Source organism: Paenibacillus sp. FSL W7-1332, assembly GCF_037969785.1.
Classification (GTDB): Bacteria; Bacillota; Bacilli; order Paenibacillales; family Paenibacillaceae; genus Paenibacillus_AQ.
In genome coordinates this window covers 6866678-6886984 of the sequence record NZ_CP150209.1, presented here as the reverse complement: position 1 = coordinate 6886984, position 20307 = coordinate 6866678, and the positions used below count along the sequence as shown (strand labels likewise).

General features: G+C 52.8%; 15 protein-coding genes. 10 read left to right on the top strand and 5 right to left on the bottom strand.

The window, feature by feature from the left end:
• Positions 1–38 precede the first annotated feature (38 nt).
• Positions 39–1475, bottom strand: a complete 1437-nt coding sequence (locus MKX98_RS31355) for a VanW family protein (protein WP_339220270.1) — start codon at positions 1473–1475, stop codon at positions 39–41.
• A 206-nt stretch (positions 1476–1681) separates the two neighbouring features.
• Between MKX98_RS31355 and ftsE the strand changes: the two genes are divergently transcribed.
• The 5 genes from ftsE (at position 1682) to MKX98_RS31330 (ending at position 7598) form a co-directional block, all read left to right on the top strand.
• Positions 1682–2368, top strand: coding sequence for a cell division ATP-binding protein FtsE (gene ftsE, locus MKX98_RS31350; protein ID WP_113059704.1), 687 nt, complete (start codon positions 1682–1684; stop codon positions 2366–2368).
• Positions 2358–3266 (top strand): permease-like cell division protein FtsX, encoded by a 909-nt coding sequence (ftsX, locus tag MKX98_RS31345; RefSeq protein ID WP_339220268.1) that lies wholly within the window; start codon positions 2358–2360, stop codon positions 3264–3266. The genes ftsE and ftsX overlap by 11 nt, the downstream gene beginning before the upstream one ends.
• Before the next feature lie 27 nt (positions 3267–3293).
• Positions 3294–4580: a M23 family metallopeptidase gene (locus tag MKX98_RS31340; RefSeq protein ID WP_220683716.1), complete on the top strand. Its 1287-nt coding sequence runs from the start codon at positions 3294–3296 to the stop codon at positions 4578–4580.
• A gap of 131 nt (positions 4581–4711) precedes the next feature.
• Complete coding sequence (locus MKX98_RS31335) at positions 4712–6181, top strand: S41 family peptidase (RefSeq protein WP_071219771.1); 1470 nt, start codon at positions 4712–4714, stop codon at positions 6179–6181.
• A 94-nt stretch (positions 6182–6275) separates the two neighbouring features.
• Complete coding sequence (locus MKX98_RS31330) at positions 6276–7598, top strand: PDZ domain-containing protein (protein WP_220683717.1); 1323 nt, start codon at positions 6276–6278, stop codon at positions 7596–7598.
• Positions 7599–7671: 73 nt separating this feature from the next.
• On the opposite strand, the gene MKX98_RS31325 is transcribed toward MKX98_RS31330, so the two are convergent.
• Together MKX98_RS31325 and MKX98_RS31320 are read right to left on the bottom strand one after the other, a co-directional pair.
• Positions 7672–8322: a response regulator transcription factor gene (locus MKX98_RS31325; protein WP_220683718.1), complete on the bottom strand. Its 651-nt coding sequence runs from the start codon at positions 8320–8322 to the stop codon at positions 7672–7674.
• Between the two features lie 48 nt (positions 8323–8370).
• Positions 8371–9531 (bottom strand): histidine kinase, encoded by a 1161-nt coding sequence (locus tag MKX98_RS31320; protein ID WP_339220266.1) that lies wholly within the window; start codon positions 9529–9531, stop codon positions 8371–8373.
• A gap of 189 nt (positions 9532–9720) precedes the next feature.
• On the opposite strand from MKX98_RS31320, the gene MKX98_RS31315 reads away from it, so the two are divergent.
• Genes MKX98_RS31315 through MKX98_RS31305 form a run of 3 tightly spaced genes read left to right on the top strand, consistent with a single transcriptional unit; the run spans position 9721 to position 13053 of the window.
• Complete coding sequence (locus MKX98_RS31315; RefSeq protein ID WP_339224623.1) at positions 9721–10668, top strand: ABC transporter ATP-binding protein; 948 nt, start codon at positions 9721–9723, stop codon at positions 10666–10668.
• Positions 10669–10715: 47 nt separating this feature from the next.
• On the top strand, positions 10716–11897 hold the full coding sequence (locus MKX98_RS31310) for an ABC transporter permease (RefSeq protein WP_339220264.1): 1182 nt from the start codon (positions 10716–10718) through the stop codon (positions 11895–11897).
• Positions 11890–13053 (top strand): ABC transporter permease, encoded by a 1164-nt coding sequence (locus tag MKX98_RS31305; RefSeq protein ID WP_339220262.1) that lies wholly within the window; start codon positions 11890–11892, stop codon positions 13051–13053. Before MKX98_RS31310 ends, MKX98_RS31305 begins: the two co-directional genes overlap by 8 nt.
• A 198-nt stretch (positions 13054–13251) precedes the next feature.
• Here the strand turns inward: MKX98_RS31305 and MKX98_RS31300 are convergent, their stop codons facing one another.
• Complete coding sequence (locus MKX98_RS31300) at positions 13252–14076, bottom strand: flagellar motor protein MotB (RefSeq protein ID WP_339220260.1); 825 nt, start codon at positions 14074–14076, stop codon at positions 13252–13254.
• Positions 14060–14854 (bottom strand): flagellar motor protein, encoded by a 795-nt coding sequence (locus MKX98_RS31295; protein WP_339220258.1) that lies wholly within the window; start codon positions 14852–14854, stop codon positions 14060–14062. Before MKX98_RS31295 ends, MKX98_RS31300 begins: the two co-directional genes overlap by 17 nt.
• Positions 14855–15155: 301 nt before the next feature.
• Between MKX98_RS31295 and uvrB the strand changes: the two genes are divergently transcribed.
• Positions 15156–17147 (top strand): excinuclease ABC subunit UvrB, encoded by a 1992-nt coding sequence (gene uvrB / locus MKX98_RS31290; protein ID WP_220683721.1) that lies wholly within the window; start codon positions 15156–15158, stop codon positions 17145–17147.
• Between the two features lie 103 nt (positions 17148–17250).
• Positions 17251–20118, top strand: coding sequence for an excinuclease ABC subunit UvrA (gene uvrA / locus MKX98_RS31285; protein ID WP_194539885.1), 2868 nt, complete (start codon positions 17251–17253; stop codon positions 20116–20118).
• Positions 20119–20307 lie beyond the last annotated feature (189 nt).

Here is a 20307-nt window from a genome sequence, read left to right as displayed (position 1 = left end):
TAGAGTAGACGTCGATGTTTTCAATGCTATCTCCAGGTTTAGGGTGCGCTGATACCGTCCTCAACCACTTCCTCTTTCGGTGTGTCATTCGCTTCCGGCAGTTGGACCTCGCTTGTCGGATTGATGGCAACGATGCTGTTCTGGGGGCGATAGGTATCCTTGGATATTTTAACCTTCTCTACAACCTTGCCGTTTACTTTCTTGGTTCGGTAGGTTTCAACCACATAGCCTGGCTTCCCGTTCTGAACCACCTGCTTGAGTCCTGGCGGCAGCGAGTTATTGTGAATGACCTTCTCTGGTGACGGCAAGGTTTCAACGGTGGTGGACACAAGCTCATATTCCGTGTTTTCCGGGAAGGTGCCAAACATCTTCAACGTTAAATTACCGTGCGATACTTCCGATAAAATAAGCAGATGCTTGCCTGTGTTGTTTCGGAAACGGAAATTGATCGCCCCTTCCGCGAAGGTGGCATCCTGCCCCTTGGGCAGGTAGCTGACCGGAAGGGAATGATTCCGCCTTTCGGTGATCTCCAGACCGATCAGTAGGGCGGCACGATACACCGTGCTGGATACCTGGCAGATTCCGCCGCCGATGCCGGGGACCAGCTTGCCGTTCACGATGACAGGAGCTTCTTCAAAACCGTATTCCTTTTTCGCGGTATCAATAATATGAGCATAATTGAATTCATCGCCGGGCTTCAGAATCATGCCGTCTACGGATTTGGCAGCAGCGGTCACGTTATGAACGCGTCCAGGCCCGCTGGATCCGAGACTGGTGGAGAATTCAACGATTTTGCGCTCAATCCCTTCATCCTGCAGCGATTTTACGGTAACGGGGGGCTTTTGACGGATGAGAGGCAGCGAAACCGTAATGATCTTATCGGGATTCGGCTCGGTGAAGTGAGACTCATTCGGAAGCACAGCGCTGAACCCTTCATAGAATGCGGGCCAATCAATACGGTATGCCGTTTTCTCCGGAGTGTACCGGACAACATCATCTTCGGATATGCTCCGTACCGCATTGACGGGTTCCCCGAAGCGTTCCTTTTGCCACTCTTCGCTCAGCCTCTCTTTTAACACATCGCGATCCCAGTCCGTGGATATATGCCATTCCAGCTGAAAGTTACGCCGGTATAGAACTTGATCCCATAGTGATCCTTCGGACAACCTGGCGATAGCCTCCTGAAAATCGGCTGCGTTGAATTGAACTCCGGCCTCTCGGAGAGTGAAGCTTTCCGTGTGTCCCTTAAGCGCGTCCGATTGCAGCTCCACCTTCAGCGCTGTTATCGCCTGCAGCCGTTGATCCAGCTCTGACAGCACCTCGTCTGATGGTTTACCGCCTACCTGCCAACCGGAGAGAACAACCCCCTTCGGGAGTTCCTTCTGGTTCACGTACATCGTCAATAGACCGAAGCCGACGGAGAGGAGAAGACCGAAACTGATGACAATGATGAGACCAAGATGAATTTTTTTCATTCGAAACCACCTTCTTAACTTCGTATTGGCCGCAGTTCATGCACTTGTTCATGTATATGTCACGGTGGGCTTAAACTTTCGGGTACTCAAAAGGTAACAAATTTGTTACAATAGACGATGTCGTGAGGATTTTTCATGGATTTTAAAGGAATTCGATGGAAACTGTCGAAAGTATAATGGCTAATTAAGGATTGGGAAGTGATGAAGTGATCGAAATGCAGGACGTATGGAAGACCTATCCGAACGGCGCTCATGCGCTTCAGGGAGTTTCCGTCAAAATCAATCGAAATGAATTCGTCTATGTTGTCGGACCATCAGGTGCGGGCAAATCGACGTTTATGAAACTTATCTATAGAGAAGAAGTTCCTACCAAGGGTCAAATTTCCGTTAACGGATTTAATATCGGGAAGCTGCAACAGCGCAAAATCCCCTATGTTCGCCGAAATATCGGGGTTATTTTTCAAGACTATCGTCTGCTGCCCAAGCTGACTGCTTACGAAAATGTAGCTTTTGCCATGGAGGTTATTGAAGCGCCGCCGCGTCTCATCAAGAGACGGGTCATGGAGGTGCTGGAGCTTGTGGGTCTGAAAGCCAAGGCGAACCGCGAACCTTCCCAGCTCTCCGGCGGGGAGCAGCAGCGGATCGCAATCGCCAGAGCGATTGTGAACAACCCCGCCGTCATTATTGCGGACGAGCCTACAGGTAATCTGGATCCGGAAACCTCGTGGGGCATCATGCAGCTGCTGGATGAGATCAATTTCAGGGGAACCACTATCGTAATGGCTACCCACAACAGGGATATCGTGAACACCATGCGCAAACGCGTTCTTGCGATTGAGCACGGACAGATCGTCCGTGACCAGCAGAGAGGAGATTACGGGTATGAATTTTAGAACCTTCTTGCGGCACTTGCGGGAAGGGGCGAAGAGCGTTTTCCGGAACGGATGGATGTCGGTCGCATCCGTCACTTCCATCGTGGTGTCTTTGTTTATACTCGGCGTTTTCATGCTGTTAGTCATGAATGTGAACGCTTTAGCCGATAAAGCAGATAGCAATGTGCAAATCAATACGTACTTAAATCTCAACGTGGATGAGAAGCTGCGCGAGACCATTAAGGGTGAACTCGAGGCCATGCCGGAGGTCAGCGCCATCAAGTTCGTGTCCAAGGAAGAGGGCATGAAGGAGCTTGAGGAAAGCCTGGGCTCCGAATGGGTGGAAGGCTTCAGCGAGGCGGACCAGAATCCCCTACCGGATGCATTCGAAGTTTCCGTTATTGAACCGACCACGGTCAGTTTTGTTGCCGACAAGATTACGGCCCTGAACAAGAAGTATACGGAGGAGCCGATCCTGCGTGTCAAGTATGGGGAAGGCACGGTAGAAACCCTGTTCAAGATTACGAAGACGGTACGGAATATCGGCTTTATTTTCGTAGCGGGACTCGGCTTGATGTCCATGTTCTTGATCTCGAACACCATTCGGGTTACGATTTTGGCCCGTCGCCGCGAGATCGGCATTATGAAGCTTGTCGGCGCGACCAACAACTTCATTCGCTGGCCGTTCTTCGTGGAGGGCGCCATGATCGGCCTGATGGGCTCCATTGTGACGGTCACGCTATTGTTTGTAGGCTACAACCGCCTGTACGCCGCATCGCAAACGGATTTGACGTTAGCCCAAAGTTTAATCCCTCTAGGCGATTTGTGGCTGCCGATCGGCACCATTGTTGTTGGGCTGGGCATTGTCATTGGCATCTGGGGAAGCACCATGTCGATACGTAAATTTTTGAAAGTATAAAACAAGGTAAAGGATGGGGAGCGAAACTTGAAGAAGATCGCCGCAGGAGTAGCAGCCTTATTACTGGCCACTGTTATGATCCAACCGACCGTCGGACAAGCCGAGAAGAAGACTTCAGCCGATGTAGATCGAGAGCTGAGAGTGCTTCAGGAGCAGGTCAAGAAAGCTCGGGCGCAGAAGAACAAAGCAGCGGAAAATAAACAAGAAGCTCAGCATTACAAGAAGAAAACAACGAAGAATCTGAAATATGTGATGGAGCAGATCAGCATCGTCAGCAATGAATTGACCAAAATCTCCATGAAGATCGAGGAGACAGAGGATCTGCTAAGAAAAACGACCAAGGAACTTGAAGCGGCGGAGGAGCGTATCGCCTCCCGTGAGAAGCTGTTGGAATCCCGAATTCGCCTCATCTATATGGATGGGCAAGTATCGTATCTGGATGTGCTGCTCTCCTCGACCAGCTTCAGCGATTTTATTGAGCGTGCGGATTCCTTGAAGACGATCGTTAACCAGGACCAGGATTTGCTGGTGGAGCATAAGCAGGACAAGCTGCTGGTCATTGACAAGAAGAAGGAACTTGAAGGACAGTATGCAACCGCCAAGGACCTGTATGGCCAAATGGAGGACCGTAAGAGCATCTTGAACGAGAAGGAACAGGAGAAGCGCGTACTACTGGCCCAGTATGATCAGGAAATTGAGGATGCGGAAATCTTGACCGAAGAGCAGGATAGAATGCTGGTTGCCCTGGCAAGCAAACGTTCGGATCTGCAGAAGGAAAAGAATAAGCTTGCGGCCGAGGAAGCTGCCCGTAAAGCAGCGGCTGCCAAAGCGGCTGCGGCAAAAAGAGCGGCTGCGGCGAAAAGAGCCAAGGCGACCACCCTCGGCGGTAGTAGCGGCGGCGACGGATATACAGGTAACGGCGGACCATTCGCCCTTCCGGTCTCCGGAGCCAGACTGTCTTCCGGTTATGGGCCGCGAGTCCATCCGGTAACGGGTGAGGTTGGCAAGATGCATACGGGCCAGGATTTTGCGGCTCCGCAAGGGACGGAGATCCGTGCAGCCGAGAGCGGCACGGTGATCTTGGCCGAATGGTGGAGCGGTTACGGAAACTGTGTTATTGTTGATCATGGGGGCGGCGTATGGACATTGTATGGACATATCCGCAACGGCGGCATTAAAGTCAGCGAAGGCGATAAGGTGTCCAGAGGGCAGAAGATTGCCGAAGTAGGCTCCACGGGTCAGAGCACAGGACCGCATCTTCATTTTGAGGTTCGGGTCAATGGATCGCCGGTGAATCCTTCGCCTTATCTGTAACAGAATTTCATGACTTATACCATATAACCTTCAGACCGCTGTATAAATATTCCCGGCAAGCCAATCATATACTAGGTGGACGGGATTCCCCGTGTGTGTAGCAGTTGAAACGTACAAAGGCGGTGAAGTACTTGCTGAAAAAACGAACGGCTGTCTTTCTGGTCATAGCTGCCATGCTATGCGGCGTGCTGTTAACGATGGCTTTGACCCAGCTGCCCGCTCCCAGCCAGACTGGAGACGGTGAGGGGCTGCTGGCCAGTATAGCGAACAGGAATGGACTGGAGCAGTCTGAAGCGAAAAAACTGGGGACAGCAATTGACCTCATCGAAAGCAATTATTACAAGGATATCGATCGGTCGAAACTGATCGACGGCGCCATCAACGGGATGATGGAAGCGCTGGAAGATCCATATTCCAACTATATGGGAAAAGAAACGGCAGCCCAGTTTGAAGAGAGCATCGAGGGCTCCTTCTCGGGGATTGGCGCGGAGGTGTCCTCTGTAGATGGCAGTGTGGTCGTTGTGTCTCCGATCAAGGGATCTCCTGCGGATAAAGCCGGCATTCGGGCGAAGGACACCATCCTTTCAGTCAATGGCGAATCCTTGCAGGGCCTTGAGCTGAACGCGGCCGTCAATAAGATTCGCGGTCCGAAGGGCTCCAAGGCCGTCCTTCAGATCAAGCGTGCTGGCTCCGAACAGCCGATCGAGTATGTTATCGTTCGTGATGACGTCGATCTGGAAACCGTATCGGCACGGATGGAGAAGGGCGGAATCGGCGTTATTGAGATCTCCCAATTCTCGCTGAACACAGGCGAACGCTTTAAGGAAGAACTCGAGAAACTGGAAAGCCAGGGCATGAAGGGACTGCTGATCGACGTCCGGAACAATCCAGGCGGCGTGCTGTCCGTTGTCATTGACATTGCAGAGCAGTTCGTACCTAAAGGCGAGTTGATCGTTCAGGTAGAGGATAAGAATAAGAAGCGGGAGAAGCATCCGTCGAACGGTGAGGCGAAATCCTATCCGATTACGGTGCTGATGAACAAGGGCAGCGCCAGCGCTTCCGAAATTTTGGCGGGCGCACTGCAGCAGTCGGCGGGAGCTACCTTGATGGGTGAGCATTCCTTCGGTAAAGGAACCGTGCAAACGAGCTTCGATAAGCAATTTGGCGATGGAAGCCTGCTCAAAGTTACGATTGCCAAATGGTTGACACCAAACGGTACCTGGATCCATGAGAAGGGAATTGAGCCGGATATTCAGGTGTCACAGCCGGAATACTTTACCGTTGCACCGATCGATAAGAAGAAAACCTATACGTACGACACCAATAGCACGGATGTGAAGAACGCGCAGATCATGCTTGAAGCCGTTGGCTATAAGACTGGGCGTACCGATGGCTATTTCGACCGGAACACGGAGAAGGCGATCAAGAGCTTCCAGAGCAAGCACAAGCTGAAAGCGGACGGTATTCTTAACGGCGCCACAGCCGAGGCGTTGGAAGCCGCATTGATCGAGAAGATTCAGGATCCGAAAGAGGATAATCAAATGAATCGCGGAATTGCCGAGGTTCGGAAGGAAATCGCCGCTCAGGCGTCGAACAAGTAAGAAGGCTGAACGTTAGCCTTCTTTTTTTTCTTTTAAGATATCAGAAAGTATAAGCTTTGAAGCGTCTTGAAGCTGAAAGGAGCGTGGCAAGCTGTTGGAGACATTGAAACAACTGCTTATGTATGGGATAGATGCAGGCATACAACTGCTGACGCAGCCCTTTTATTATATTTCGATTTTGTTTGTGATGCTGTTTTACCGAAGGCAGGTGCTGGTGGAGCGCAAGCTGTTCCATGTGAAGCTGCATTCCTGGGGGTTGCAGACATGGCGAACGTTTCTAGGCGGGCTGCTGGCAGGAATCGGCGTGTCCGTCGTTGTGGCCTTCCTCGGGATATCCTTAAGCCTGGAAGCCATTATATGCATATGGGTGACATCCCTGATCCTGATGCTGTTTCATATCCGGTACTTATGCTTTGCCTATTCCATCGGCCTTCTTGGGATCATTCAGTTTGGATTAAGCTGGTTTCCGAATTGGCAGCCGGATGGGTGGATCAGTCAAGTAACCACAACGATTGTTGGATTGGACATTCCCGCGCTGCTGGCTTTATCCGCCGTCCTGCATTTTGCCGAAGCCTTGCTTGTCAGGATACAGGGTTCGGGTTTTGCTACACCGCTGTTCCTTGAGGGGAAGCGTGGCAAGCTCGTTGGCGGCTATCATATGCAGAGTTTCTGGCCCTTGCCCTTGTTCCTGCTTGTTCCGGCGGTAAGCGGAGGCAGCGTGCTGCCCTGGACGCCATTTTTCGGCGGTGATGCCTGGAGCGCAGGCTTTACGATGATGGCGCTCCCGGTCGTAATCGGCTTCGGGGAAATGACGCAGAGCATGCTTCCACAGGAGAAGGCAGGAATCACATCGAAGCGGCTCATATTCTACGGAGCGATTGTGCTGGCATTGAGCCTGCTTGCCGAGTGGTGGACACCGCTTACTATCGTGGCTGCATTAGCGGCATTATTGCTGCACGAAGGCTTGGTGTGGTACAGCCGTTATGAAGAGCAGCAGCGCAGTCCGATCTTTGTTCATCCGATTCGTGGACTACGCGTCCTCGCGGTGCTTCCGAATAGTCCGGCAAGCGAACTAGGCATTCTGGCTGGAGAGACGATTCTGAAGGTGAACGGTAAACTGATCCATAGCAAGGAACAGCTGCATAGCGCCCTTCGTCAGAATTCGGCCTTCTGTAAGCTGGAGGTTCAGAATCATCAAGGGGAGAGCAAGTTCCTGCAGCGTGCAATTTACGCGGGGGATCATCATCAGCTGGGAGCTATCGTGGCGCCTGATCCGAGAGATGGCATAGCGGTGAGATTGAAGCCGGTAAGCTTGATCACGCTGCTGGCGAATAAACTTCATATTCGCAGCAAGCGGGGTTCTTCCGGCAGCGCAACGACCGGCGGCTCCGAAGAAACAGGTTTCCATTCATCATGATACTGGAAAGCGGGCCTTTGTCCTATATCGGACAGTGACCCGCTTTTTTGGTTGCAAAATGCTGTATATGGAGTTAGCCCTGCACTTTTTTTAAATAAAAAATGGCGATTTGCGTTCGGTCCCGAAGATTGAGCTTTCCCAAGATTTCGGTGACATAGTTTTTGACGGTACCTTCACTTAAATAAAGCTGTCCGGCAATTTCCTTATTGGACAGGCCCTCCGCAATAAGGACGACGACCTTCTTCTCGGTCGGGGTCAGCCCGAATTGTTCCAGCTCAGCGGATTTAGGGGCGGGCTGCGCCGTTGGACGAAGCATGCCGGACAGCTTGCGTGCGATATCGGGATGAATCAGCATGTTTCCGTCATGCACGGTTTTAATCCCCTGGATGATCCGGTCCGGCGGAATGTTCTTCAGCAGATAACCGCTGGCCCCGTTCCGCAGAGCTTCGACAATATATTCATCATCATCGAAGGTGGTCAGCATAAGCACTCGCACATCCGAGTGACGTTCACGAATCCGCCGCGATCCCTCTACGCCGTCGCATACCGGCATGCGAATGTCCATGAGCACGACATCGACAGGAAGTCCCTCCTCCAACAAAGCCAACGCTTCCTCTCCGTGTTCTGCGACAGCTGATACTTCGATATCCGGATCCATCCCCACCAGCAATTTCAAGCTTTCCCGAATGAACGGATCATCATCTACAATTAAAACAGATATCATGGATGTCCACGACCTTTTCGATAAAATAAGATACTGCGTCTTGTTATATTACATAATCTCACGCTTCCGGTAGACAGGCAGCCGGGTGATGACGGTAAAAGGCACGGTTCTCCGTACCTCCAGCGTCCCGCCCACCACTTGGGTTCGTTCGAGCATGCCGCTCATTCCGATACCTTGACGGTTTGATGAAGCTTCGCCGCCAGCCGGCTCATGGACTGCACCATCGTTGGAAACCTCCATCCGGACGTCCTGTTCCCCGTAATGCAGGATGATCTGGACCCGTTTAGCCTCGCCATGGCGGATGGCGTTCGTGATAGCTTCACGGGCATTTTTGTATAACACCACCTGTTGACTGGGATAGAGCGGATAGGGAATTCCTTGCAATATTAGCTCTGTCTCGATCCCGGTCTGTCTGCCTGTCTCCTCCAGGAGCCGATCGAGGGAATAGTCGTCTGTAATCCGCCGCGCCGGATTCATCTGTTTCACGGCCGTTCGCATCTGCTCCATGCTCTCTCCCAGCTGGTCACGGATTTGACGGAGCATATCCATGCCGCGCGCGGAATCATGCGGAACGGTGAGGAGGGCTGCTTCCATCATCATTTTAACTCGAATCAGCCGGTGGCCGATGTCGTCATGCAGCTGGCGGGAGATGCGGTTGCGCTCCTCGGCCTGCGCCGCACTCTCTACCTGATGGGCGAATTGCAGCAATTGTCTGCCGGCCTCGTCCTGCTGGAAATGCAGTCTTTTCAGCTCGTCGTATAACTGAATATGATCCGCTTCCTTCTGCTTCATTTCATGGATGTGGTTGAACGTTACCGCCATGAACAGAAACAGTAGATTGGCGGTCGTCAGCAGCAGCGCATCGTAATCGATAATAGCCATGTTGAGCAGCAGAAGGTGACCGAACGCCCCCCATAGCCTGCCTGGCCGCTCGAACAAGGGCAAATAAACACATAGGGTGGAGATGGACAGGAACACCATCATGAAGCCGAATTGATGACATAGCCACAGAGATAGTGGAATTTCCAGCAGAGCGGCTGCCTTCAGATAAGCAGGCGATGGCAAAAAGCGGCTTAGCACCGTAATCGCCAGAAACAGCAATATGTACACCATGTATGCCCCGTAATCATCGAGCTGCTGCAAAAAGATGTCCGCGGCGGCCGGAAGGAGAATGAAGCCATACCTTAGATAGGTGAGTGGGGATGTCACGTGCGATCAAACCCTTTTCCTTAGTGAAATCAAACCGTTCAAAACATTGGCTTCATTATATCACATGGTTGTTTTCAGTAAGGAGATGACTTTCGTCACCCTATAAAGTGACTTCTTCTACCTTAAAAATTCGGCGATTCCAGATAGAATAAAATCAACAAATGGATACGAGAGATTGGAGAAATGGAGATGGTGAAGATGGCGGTCTTTCTGCAGATGAAGGATGTCGTGAAACGATATGGAAACAAGCTGTCGGTGGATCATATGAACCTGGAAGTGAACGAAGGGGAAATCTTTGGGCTTCTGGGACCGAACGGGGCGGGCAAAAGCACGTCCATCAATATGATCTGCGGACTTCTTCCCAAGGATCAGGGCAGCATTAAGGTGGACGGCATCTCGATTGAAGAGCAGCCGCTGGAAGTGAAGCGGAGAATCGGGTTGGTGCCGCAGGATCTGGCTCTGTACGAAGAGATGTCGGCTTGGGACAATGTTGCTTTTTTTGCAAAATTATATGGACTGCGCGGCCCTTTGTTAAAGGAACGAGTGGAAGAGGCGCTGGAGTTTGTCGGCCTGCAGGATCGGGCGAAGGAAAAGCCGTCCACCTTCTCCGGGGGGATGAAACGAAGATTGAATATTGCATGCTCGATCACGCACCGTCCGAAGCTGATCATTATGGATGAGCCTACGGTAGGGATTGATCCGCAGTCCCGGAATCATATCCTGGAATCCGTGAAGACGCTAAACCGCATGGGTTCTACCGTTATTTATACTAGTCATTACATGGAGGAAGTTGCTGCGATCAGTGATCGGGTGGCCATTATGGATCAAGGTCATGTTATCGCCTGCGGGACGCAGCAGGAGCTTCGGGCACGCGTTGCGCATGAGGAAAAAATCATTCTTACCGCTGATGGAATCACACCGGAACTGGTAGAGGAGCTGACCATTCACCCGCGCATTCGGAGCGTCACGCAGAATGATAACGAGATCGAAGTTTATGTACCGTCAGCTCAGGATGAGCTGCAGGATATTTTGTTCATCTGCAGTAAACACCGTACGACGCTTCGTTCCCTGCAGTGCGAGGAGCCGGGGCTTGAAACGCTGTTTCTCAGCCTGACCGGGCGCACGCTTCGCGATTGATCATAAGGGACACGTGCAGAGGAATCCATGAAGGAGGAATACCGAAGATGAATATGATGATTATCGCCTGGTTTGAGCTGAAGCGGATGGCTACCAGCCGAACGGTGCTGATCAACCAGTTTTTGCTGCCGCTCATCCTTATTTTTATATTGGGAAACGCGCTCTCGGGCTGGTTCGGCAATGATCAGGAATTTAAACAGTCATCGGTCAGGGTGGGGTTTGTGTTGGATGCTGCAGATGGAGGCCAGCTGCCGGGGAGTATTCAGGCTCTAACCGGCTCGCCGGAGATCCAGGAAATTCTCGTTCATGAGATGGCAGCCAGCCGTGAAGAGGTTGAAGGAAAGCTGCGCAGGGGCGAGGTCGATTACGCGGTAGTGGTTCCCGCTTCCTTTGATGAACGGATGGGTCAGGGAGCGGACGTGAAGCTTGAATTGCTGCCCGGAAGAGACCGTAATCTCAACCTGGTGGCAGACACGATCTTTAAGACCTTTATCGCAGATGTCAATCACAAACAGGCTGAGGTTATCGTTATGGGCGGAGATCAAGTTCTTGCGGCTCAAGCGGCAGCACCTGTGGAAACCTCGTCTGGACCGAACGTAACCATCGGGAAACTGGGCGAGAAAGGAGCCACGTATTCAGCAGCCCAATACTACGCTGCCTCCATGCTGATTATGTTTCTTTTGTATTCGGGTCTGATGGCAAGCAGCAGTCTGCTGGGAGAGCGGGAAGGCCGGACCCTGTATCGCCTGCAAAGCGCACCCGTCACCCCCGGAACCGTATTTGCCGGTAAAATTATCGGCTGCAGTCTGATCACGCTTGTACAGGCAGCAGCCATCGTACTTGGTTCCATGTGGCTGTACGGCGTGAAATGGGGGCCCCACCCTCTGCTGCTTATCGTGGTCTGCGTATTAATCACATTATCGTCCATGACCATTGCCACGTTCATCACCCTGGTCTCCTCAACGGCGGCAGGAGCCAGGGGGCTGATGCAGGCGATCATTATCGCCATGACATTTGTGAGCGGGGGATTCATGCCGCTTCCCGTGGAATTTTTCCAAAAGATCGCTTCCTTCACCGTCAATCATTGGGCCATGCAGAGCATGCTGCGTATGATGCTGAACAGCGACGTGCATTTGATCGTCACCTGCCTCGGCATGCTGGCGGCGATTACCGCAGCTCTGTCAGCTGCAGCCATGATTACGTACAGAAAGGTGGGATACCATGCATAGCCTAACCATTGCCTGGCATATGGTGCGGCGCACGCTGGGGCGAAAAAGAGGCTGGATCGTCTACCTGCTGGTTCCTTGCGTGGTCGTTACCTTGACGGTGTTTCTCTTGGGGCAGACCTCGGCTGCAAGCATCCTGGTCTCATATGTGAATGAAGACGAAGGCCCGGCAGGTCAGTATCTGATGAATGAGCTGGAGCGCAGCGGCCAATACGTACTCAAGGAGTCCGAATCCGAGAATACGCTGAGAGAAGACTTGGTGGAGAATAAAAGTACCGTAGGCGTTTATATACCGGAGGGCTTCAGCGATGGGTTGATTGAAGGACAGCAGCCGCTGGTTCAGATATACGAGGTCTCAACCTCGGAGGCTTCGGTGATGATACGAATGACGGCAGACTCTGCGGTCACGCGTCTGAGCGGCACAGCTGCTTTGATCCGGGAAACCTCGGAGCCGGATGTTGACCGAATGCTGATGCTGCAAGATGTGCTCAAGCAGTCCGCAATGAATCGGGTGGATACGGAGGTCACGGATATGAATCTGTACGCCAAGCCAGGCCTATCCAACGTAACGGGTTTTACCCTGATGTTCATGATGACCCTCATCTCCAGCGTGGTCTCGATGATGATCGATGACCGCAGGCAGCGAACGCTGTCCCGCATGTACACGGCACCAGTGCGTGCCTATCAGATCGCTATAGGCAATTTTCTGGGCAGCTTGGTGGTCGGCTCGCTGCAGGTGATCATCGTGCTTGTGCTGAGCCGGTATGTGCTCCGTTACGATTACGGAGTGCCGTTATTACTGCATTTCCTTATTCTGACGGCCTTTATGCTGGTATCGTTAGGCGTGGCAAGTACGGTCGCCGGGTTGATCCGGAACGGGCAGAATGCGGCCATGATCAATTCCATGATCGTCACTCCGACCTGCATGCTGGGCGGGTGCTTCTGGCCGCTTGCCATCATGCCGGAGTTCATGCAGAAAATCGCCAACTTCATCCCGCAAAAATGGGCCATTGAAGCGGTTGAGATAGCGGCCACCGGTGGTACGCTATCCGATATCGCACTGCCTCTGGCTGTTCTCGGCTTGATGGCGGTCATTCTGCTCGCCGTCGGTTCTGCTATCCTGCGGCCAAGCGAGAGCGGAGTTGGGCACGGCGCATAAACGAGTATGCTGGATATCTCGTGGCTCTTAGGAACGTTGTCAGTGATCGATCATTTTTTGATAAAACAAAAGCGCCCGACCAGATCTGAATGCATGTCCATTCAGTCTGCCGGGCGCTTATTTACTATAGGTGACGATGGGTTAAAAGTTTTCTTAAGGCAAGGCAGGGGAGCGGGTTTAGCCGCATGACGCCTCTTCCTACTCCTTAAGCTGTCGTAGAACGGTAATTTCAACCCGCCGATTCTTCTGCTTGCCTTCGGCAGTCGCATTATCCGCGGCTGGTCTTGTATCGGCATAGCCTGCGTATTGGAAGCCTTCCGGGTCCAGCTTGCTGTTATCGAGGAAGAACCGCAGCACCGACATCGCCCGGGCACCGGAGAGCTCCCAGTTGTCCTTGTAGCTGGAGTAGCGGCCGATCGGCACATTGTCCGTATGCCCCTCGATGCTCACCGTGGTGTTTAAATCGCTGAACAGGCTGGCTAATTTGCCCAGAACCGGAGCGGCTCCGGGTTTAAGCTCGGCTTTGCCGACATCGAACAGGAAGCGGTCGCTTAGCGTAATGGCAATCCCTTGCGGCTCGTCCGCGATGAAGATATCCTCTTCGAGCTGGTTGTCCTTCACGTATTGCTGAATAAGCCCCATAAAGTTCGCCAGCTCCTCCTCCTGGGCACGGAAAGCGAGCTCCCGCTCGGTTAGCGGCTCCGCCGCCGTATCTGCATCTTTCTCTTGGCCGCCCTCATCTTCGGCAGCAGGCTTCGGCGGAGGATTCTTATGGTTCTCCGTATCGGCTGTGCCGGTAATGCCGGAGCCCATCTCCAGGATGCTGTCTCCGCTCTGGAAGGTGGCCTGCAGGGATTGGGTGACGAGTTTGTATTTTTCCGTATCGAGCCGGCTCATGGCATACATCACCACAAAAAAGATCAGGAGCAGCGTAATCAGGTCGGCATAGGTGATCATCCAGCGTTCGCGCTGGTCGCCTTCCGCCTGCTTGCGATGACGGCGCCGTCTATTCGGCTGTCTCATGCGCGATCCCCCTTGAGGACGGAATGTCCGTGGTGCCTGCGGAAGCGAAGGAGGCTAGCTTTTTACGAACCAATAGCGGGTGCTCTCCGTTCTGAACAGCCATAATTCCTTCGAGCAGCAGCTCCATATTTGCAATTTCTTCTTCGGAACGTGCTTTAATCTTCGACGCAATGGGCAAAAAGATAATATTGGCACTCGCGACGCCGTATAAAGTGGCGGTAAAAGCGACCGCGATCGAAGGTCCGAGACCGGTTGGGTCTTGCAGACTGCCCAGCACGTGGATCAATCCCATGACGGTACCGATGATCCCCATGGTAGGAGCATATCCCCCGGCGGACTCAAAGATTTTGGCATATCCTTCGTGCTTCTGCTCGGCGGCATTGATATCGAGCTCCAGGATTTGACGAACCACTTCCGGGTCGTTGCCGTCCACGACCATCTGCATGCCTTCCCGCAGGAACGGGTCCTCGTGATCGGCCGAGATTCGCTCCAGCGCCAGCACCCCGTCTCTTCTGGCTGTAACCGACATATCGACAATGGCGTCAATCAGATCGTCCGACGAACGGTTGCTGCGGCCGAAGGCCAGCTTGAGCGCAGCCGGGATGGTGCGGAGCCGGGTAGCAGGGAAACTGACGATGACGGCGGCGATGGTGCCGCCGAATACGATTAGCGCCGCCGCACCTTGCAGCAGGCCGCTCAGATGCCCGCCTTCCCATAAAAACCCTCCGATCAACGCGGCCAAGCCGGCGAGAATGCCAAGAATAATCGTAATATCCATAACGCTGTATCATCTCCTTAAGGAAGTTAATTAACAATCATCGGTTCGCCTCAAGCTTGTCCGACATGGATTCCGGAGCAGCGAACCGGAGGAAGCTGAGGCTTGGAACATTCGTGCTGGAACTTATTAAAATTTAATTAAACTGTTTGCATCAAAAAAACGTAAAGGGTATAATGAGACGGGAACAAATATTCTTATTCCTTATGTAGACACCACTAATTTCCCATAGTATATCATCGGGAAGTTTCGACATATCTTTTAGCATGAATTTCATTTTAGAGTATGAGGGTGATGAAGGGCAATGAGCGATTTAGTTGTCAGTACCAAATCCTTTGAGATCCAGTCTGAATTCCAGCCGCAGGGCGATCAGCCCACGGCTATTGATGCGTTGGTCGAAGGACTCCGCCAAGGGAAAAAACATCAGACGCTGCTAGGTGCAACAGGAACGGGGAAGACGTTTACGATCGCGCAGACAATCGCCAAAGTAAACCGTCCCACACTCGTCATTGCGCATAACAAGACGCTGGCTGCACAGCTGGCCAGCGAGTTTAAGGAATTCTTCCCGAACAACTCCGTGGATTATTTCGTGAGTTATTACGATTACTATCAGCCGGAAGCTTATATCCCTTCCTCCGATACGTATATCGAGAAGGACTCCAGCATTAATGAAGAGATTGATAAGCTCCGCCACTCTGCAACGAGTTCGCTGTTTGAACGGCGCGATGTCATCATTGTGGCGAGCGTATCCTGCATATATGGCTTGGGTTCGCCGCATGAATACGGCGAAATGCTGCTGTCGCTCCGTGTAGGGATGGAGAAGCCGCGGAATGAGATTCTGTCGCGGCTGGTTGATATCCAGTATCAGCGCAACGATATCAACTTCGTTCGCGGTACCTTCCGCGTTCGTGGGGATGTTATCGAGATTTTCCCTGCCTCGAAGGGGGAGCATGCCGTTCGCGTCGAGCTGTTCGGCGACGAGATTGAGCGGATCACGGAGATCGACGTCTTGACGGGCGAGCTGGTTGGAGAACGCGAGCATATCGCTATCTTCCCGGCGTCTCACTTCGTTACCCGTGAAGAGACGATGCGGGTGGCGCTCGTGAACATCGAACGCGAATTGGAAGAGCGCCTTGAGCTGCTGCGCTCGGAAGGCAAGCTGCTGGAAGCGCAGCGCCTGGAGCAGCGTACCCGTTATGACATCGAGATGATGAAGGAAGTCGGATTCTGCTCCGGCATCGAGAACTATTCCGGCCCTCTGACCTTCAGGGAGCCTGGGGCTACGCCATATACGCTCCTTGACTACTTCCCGGACGATATGCTGTTTGTCATTGATGAATCGCATGTTACGCTCCCGCAAATCCGAGCGATGTACAACGGTGACCGGGCACGGAAAACCGTGCTGGTCGATCACGGCTTCCGCCTGCCGTCCGCGTTGGATAACCGGCCGCTGAAGTTTGAGGAATTCGAGGAGAAAGTGAACCAGATCATCTATGTGTCGGCCACGCCGGGACCGTATGAGATGGAGCACTGCGATACGATGGTTGAACAGATCATCCGGCCGACAGGCCTGCTCGATCCGATCATCGATGTGCGTCCGACTGAAGGGCAGATCGATGACCTGATTAGCGAGATCCATGACCGCGTGGATCGTGACGAGCGTGTGCTCGTGACGACCCTCACGAAGAAAATGGCCGAGGATCTGACCGATTACCTGAAGGAAATCGGCATCAAGGTTCGTTACATGCACTCCGATATCAAGACGCTGGAACGGATGCAGATTCTACGGGATCTGCGGCTTGGTACATTCCACGTGCTGGTGGGTATTAACCTTCTACGGGAGGGGCTTGACCTTCCGGAGGTTTCCTTGGTAGCGATTCTCGATGCCGACAAGGAAGGCTTCCTCCGTTCGGATCGCTCGCTCATTCAGACGATCGGCCGGGCAGCCCGGAACTCGGAAGGTAAAGTTATCATGTACGGCGATAAGATCACCGACTCGATGGATCGAGCGATCAAGGAAACCGAGCGCCGCCGCAGCATCCAGGTTGCCTACAACGAGAAGCACGGCATAACGCCGCAAACGATCCGCAAGAAGATCCGCGATGTCATCGAAGCAACGAAGGTTGCGGAGGGCAAGGCGGATTATCTGGTGGGCGAAGGACAGAAGATGTCGAAGAAGGATCGTCAGAAACTGATCCAGCGTCTCGAGGCCGAAATGAAGGAAGCAGCGAAGAATTTGCAATTCGAGCGTGCGGCCGAGCTTCGTGATGCGCTGCTGGAGCTACAAGCCGAATAAATCTGGAGAGATGAATGACAGGGGGGACGGCCTATGCGGTCGTTCTCTTTGTGAAAATATAAGCACCAACATGCATGCCATATGGAGTAGGAGATGATATCGTTTGGCAAGTGAAAATATTGTGATCAAAGGCGCACGTGCACACAATCTGAAAAATATCGACGTCACGATACCGCGTGACAAGTTCGTCGTTCTTACGGGGCTTAGCGGCTCGGGCAAATCCTCTCTCGCATTCGATACGATTTATGCCGAGGGTCAGCGACGTTACGTGGAATCCTTGTCCGCTTATGCACGCCAGTTCCTCGGACAGATGGAGAAACCGGATGTCGATTCCATTGAAGGCCTATCGCCGGCGATATCAATTGACCAGAAAACGACGAGCCGCAACCCGCGCTCTACGGTAGGTACCGTAACGGAAATCTATGATTATCTGCGTCTGCTGTTTGCCCGGGTGGGACATCCGCACTGTCCGGAGCATGGCGTGGAGATTACCTCCCAGACGGTCGAGCAAATGGTAGACCGCATTATGCAGTATCCCGAGAAGACGAGACTGCAAATTCTCGCGCCTGTCATTTCCGGGCGCAAGGGCGAGCATAAGAATCTGTTTGCCGATATTGCGAAACAGGGCTTCGTTCGGGTGCGCGTCGACGGAGAGCTGCGCGATCTGTCGGAAAGCATCGAGCTGGAGAAGAACAAAAAGCATACGATTGAGGTCGTTGTGGACCGGATCGTAGTTAAGGAAGATATAGAGGCACGTCTGGCCGATTCGATCGAGACCGCGCTGAACCTGTCAGGCGGCCAGCTTCTGGTCGATATCATGGGTCAGGAGGAGCTTCGGTTCAGCTCCAACTTTGCTTGCCCGATCTGCGGTTTCAGCATGGAGGAACTGACGCCGAGGATGTTCTCCTTCAATACTCCTTTCGGAGCTTGTCCGGATTGCGACGGACTTGGCGTCGAGATGATCGTGGATCCGGAGCTGCTTGTACCGGATACGAGCAAAAGCGTGGAGGAAGGCGCCTTCGCTGCATGGAGCGGGGGCACGTCGACTTATTATCCGCAGTTTCTGAAATCGGTCTGCGCACATTTCGGCATTCCGCTGGACAAGCCGGTCAGTACCTTTAGCCAGGAACAGATGAATAAACTGTTGTACGGTACAGGCAATGAGAAGGTTCACTTCCGTTATGAGAATGACTTCGGTCAGCGCAAGGAAGCGCATGTGACCTTCGAAGGCATCATTCCGAACCTGGAACGTCGCTACCGCGATACCAATTCCGAGGGTATTCGCGAATACATCGAAGGTTATATGAGCAGCAAGCCGTGCGATGTTTGTAAAGGTCATCGTCTCCGGAAGGAAAGCCTGGCGGTTACGATCAATGACCGTAACATGGCTTATGTGACCAGCCTGTCGATCGGAGAATCCCTGAAGTTCTTCGATCACCTGGAGCTTAGCGAGAAAGAAAAACAGATTGCCAATCTCATTCTGAAGGAGATTCACAGCCGTTTGGGCTTCCTTGTCAATGTGGGCTTGGATTACCTGACACTCAGCCGTTCGGCGGGAACGCTGTCGGGCGGGGAAGCGCAGCGGATCCGGTTAGCTACGCAGATCGGCTCCAGCCTGATGGGCGTGCTGTACATTCTGGACGAGCCCAGCATCGGGCTGCATCAACGGGATAATGATCGCCTGATTTCAACGCTGGAGCATATGCGGAATCTGGGCAATACGCTCATTGTGGTCGAGCATGACGAGGACACGATGATGGCCGCAGATTATATCATCGACATCGGCCCGGGCGCAGGCATTCATGGCGGCCAGGTCATCGCGGAGGGAACGCCGAAGGAGATTATGAACGACCCTAACTCTCTGACGGGCCAGTACCTGAGCGGCCGCAAGTTCATTCCGGTCAGCAGCAAGCGCCGTAAGACCGATGGACGCTGGCTCGAGATTAAAGGCGCGAAAGAGAACAATCTGAAGAATATCAACGTGAAAATTCCGATTGGCGTCTTCACGGCGGTAACCGGCGTGTCCGGTTCAGGCAAGTCTACATTGGTCAACGAGATCCTGTACAAGACGCTCGCTCGTGACTTGAACAGAGCCAAAGTCCGTCCGGGGCAATACCGCGAGATGAAGGGTCTGGAGCATATCGAGAAGGTTATTGACATCGACCAGTCACCGATTGGCCGTACGCCTCGCTCCAATCCGGCGACCTACACGGGCGTCTTCGACGATATCCGGGATATCTATTCCCAGACGAATGAAGCGAAGATTCGCGGATACAAGAAGGGCCGCTTCAGCTTCAACGTGAAGGGCGGACGCTGTGAGGCCTGCCGCGGGGACGGTATCATCAAGATTGAGATGCACTTCCTGCCGGATATCTACGTGCCTTGCGAAGTGTGCAAGGGCAAACGCTACAACCGCGAAACGCTGGAAGTTAAATATAAAGGCAAGAACATCGCTGAGGTACTGGAGATGACCGTTGAGAATGCAACGGATTTCTTCCAGAACATTCCGAAGATACACCGGAAGATGCAGACGCTGATGGATGTCGGTCTGGGTTATATTACTTTGGGTCAGCCTGCCACCACGTTGTCCGGTGGTGAAGCCCAGCGCGTGAAGCTGGCTTCCGAGCTGTACCGCCGCAGCACGGGCAAAACGATGTATATTCTGGATGAACCGACCACCGGCCTGCATGTGGACGATATCGACCGTCTGCTCGTTGTCCTTCATCGTCTGGTGGAATCCGGGGAATCCGTCCTTGTCATTGAGCACAATCTCGATGTCATCAAGACAGCAGACTATCTGATCGACCTGGGTCCAGAGGGCGGCAGCGGCGGTGGTACTATCATCGCTACCGGAACGCCTGAGGATTTGGTGAAGGTACCCGAGTCTTATACAGGGAAGTACCTGAAGCCAATCCTGGAACGCGATACGAAGCGAACTAAGGAATTGAACAAGGTGGAAGCGGCACGTTAACAGCTGCTCCCTCGCTTCTGCTAGGGAGACCGGATGAATTGGCAGTATCTTAAACGAATCTGCTCCATGCTGGAGTGAACTGTGGGTACACAGCTTATTGCATTTCATATTTCAGCAGATGAACAAGGTTAGCGTAATAACAGAGTCCCTGGTTTTATTAACGGGGGCTCTTTTTTTATTTTCATATCA

Excerpts from the sequence above, each read along its gene's own strand:
- uvrB (WP_220683721.1), top strand. The coding sequence starts at position 15,156 with ATGAGCGATTTAGTTGTCAGTACCAAATCCTTTGAGATCCAGTCTGAA.
- MKX98_RS31355 (WP_339220270.1), bottom strand. The coding sequence starts at position 1,475 with ATGAAAAAAATTCATCTTGGTCTCATCATTGTCATCAGTTTCGGTCTT.
- MKX98_RS31325 (WP_220683718.1), bottom strand. The coding sequence starts at position 8,322 with ATGATATCTGTTTTAATTGTAGATGATGATCCGTTCATTCGGGAAAGC.
- MKX98_RS31310 (WP_339220264.1), top strand. The coding sequence starts at position 10,716 with ATGAATATGATGATTATCGCCTGGTTTGAGCTGAAGCGGATGGCTACC.
- ftsX (WP_339220268.1), top strand. The coding sequence starts at position 2,358 with ATGAATTTTAGAACCTTCTTGCGGCACTTGCGGGAAGGGGCGAAGAGC.
- MKX98_RS31305 (WP_339220262.1), top strand. The coding sequence starts at position 11,890 with ATGCATAGCCTAACCATTGCCTGGCATATGGTGCGGCGCACGCTGGGG.
- MKX98_RS31300 (WP_339220260.1), bottom strand. The coding sequence starts at position 14,076 with ATGAGACAGCCGAATAGACGGCGCCGTCATCGCAAGCAGGCGGAAGGC.
- MKX98_RS31315 (WP_339224623.1), top strand. The coding sequence starts at position 9,721 with ATGGTGAAGATGGCGGTCTTTCTGCAGATGAAGGATGTCGTGAAACGA.
- MKX98_RS31295 (WP_339220258.1), bottom strand. The coding sequence starts at position 14,854 with ATGGATATTACGATTATTCTTGGCATTCTCGCCGGCTTGGCCGCGTTG.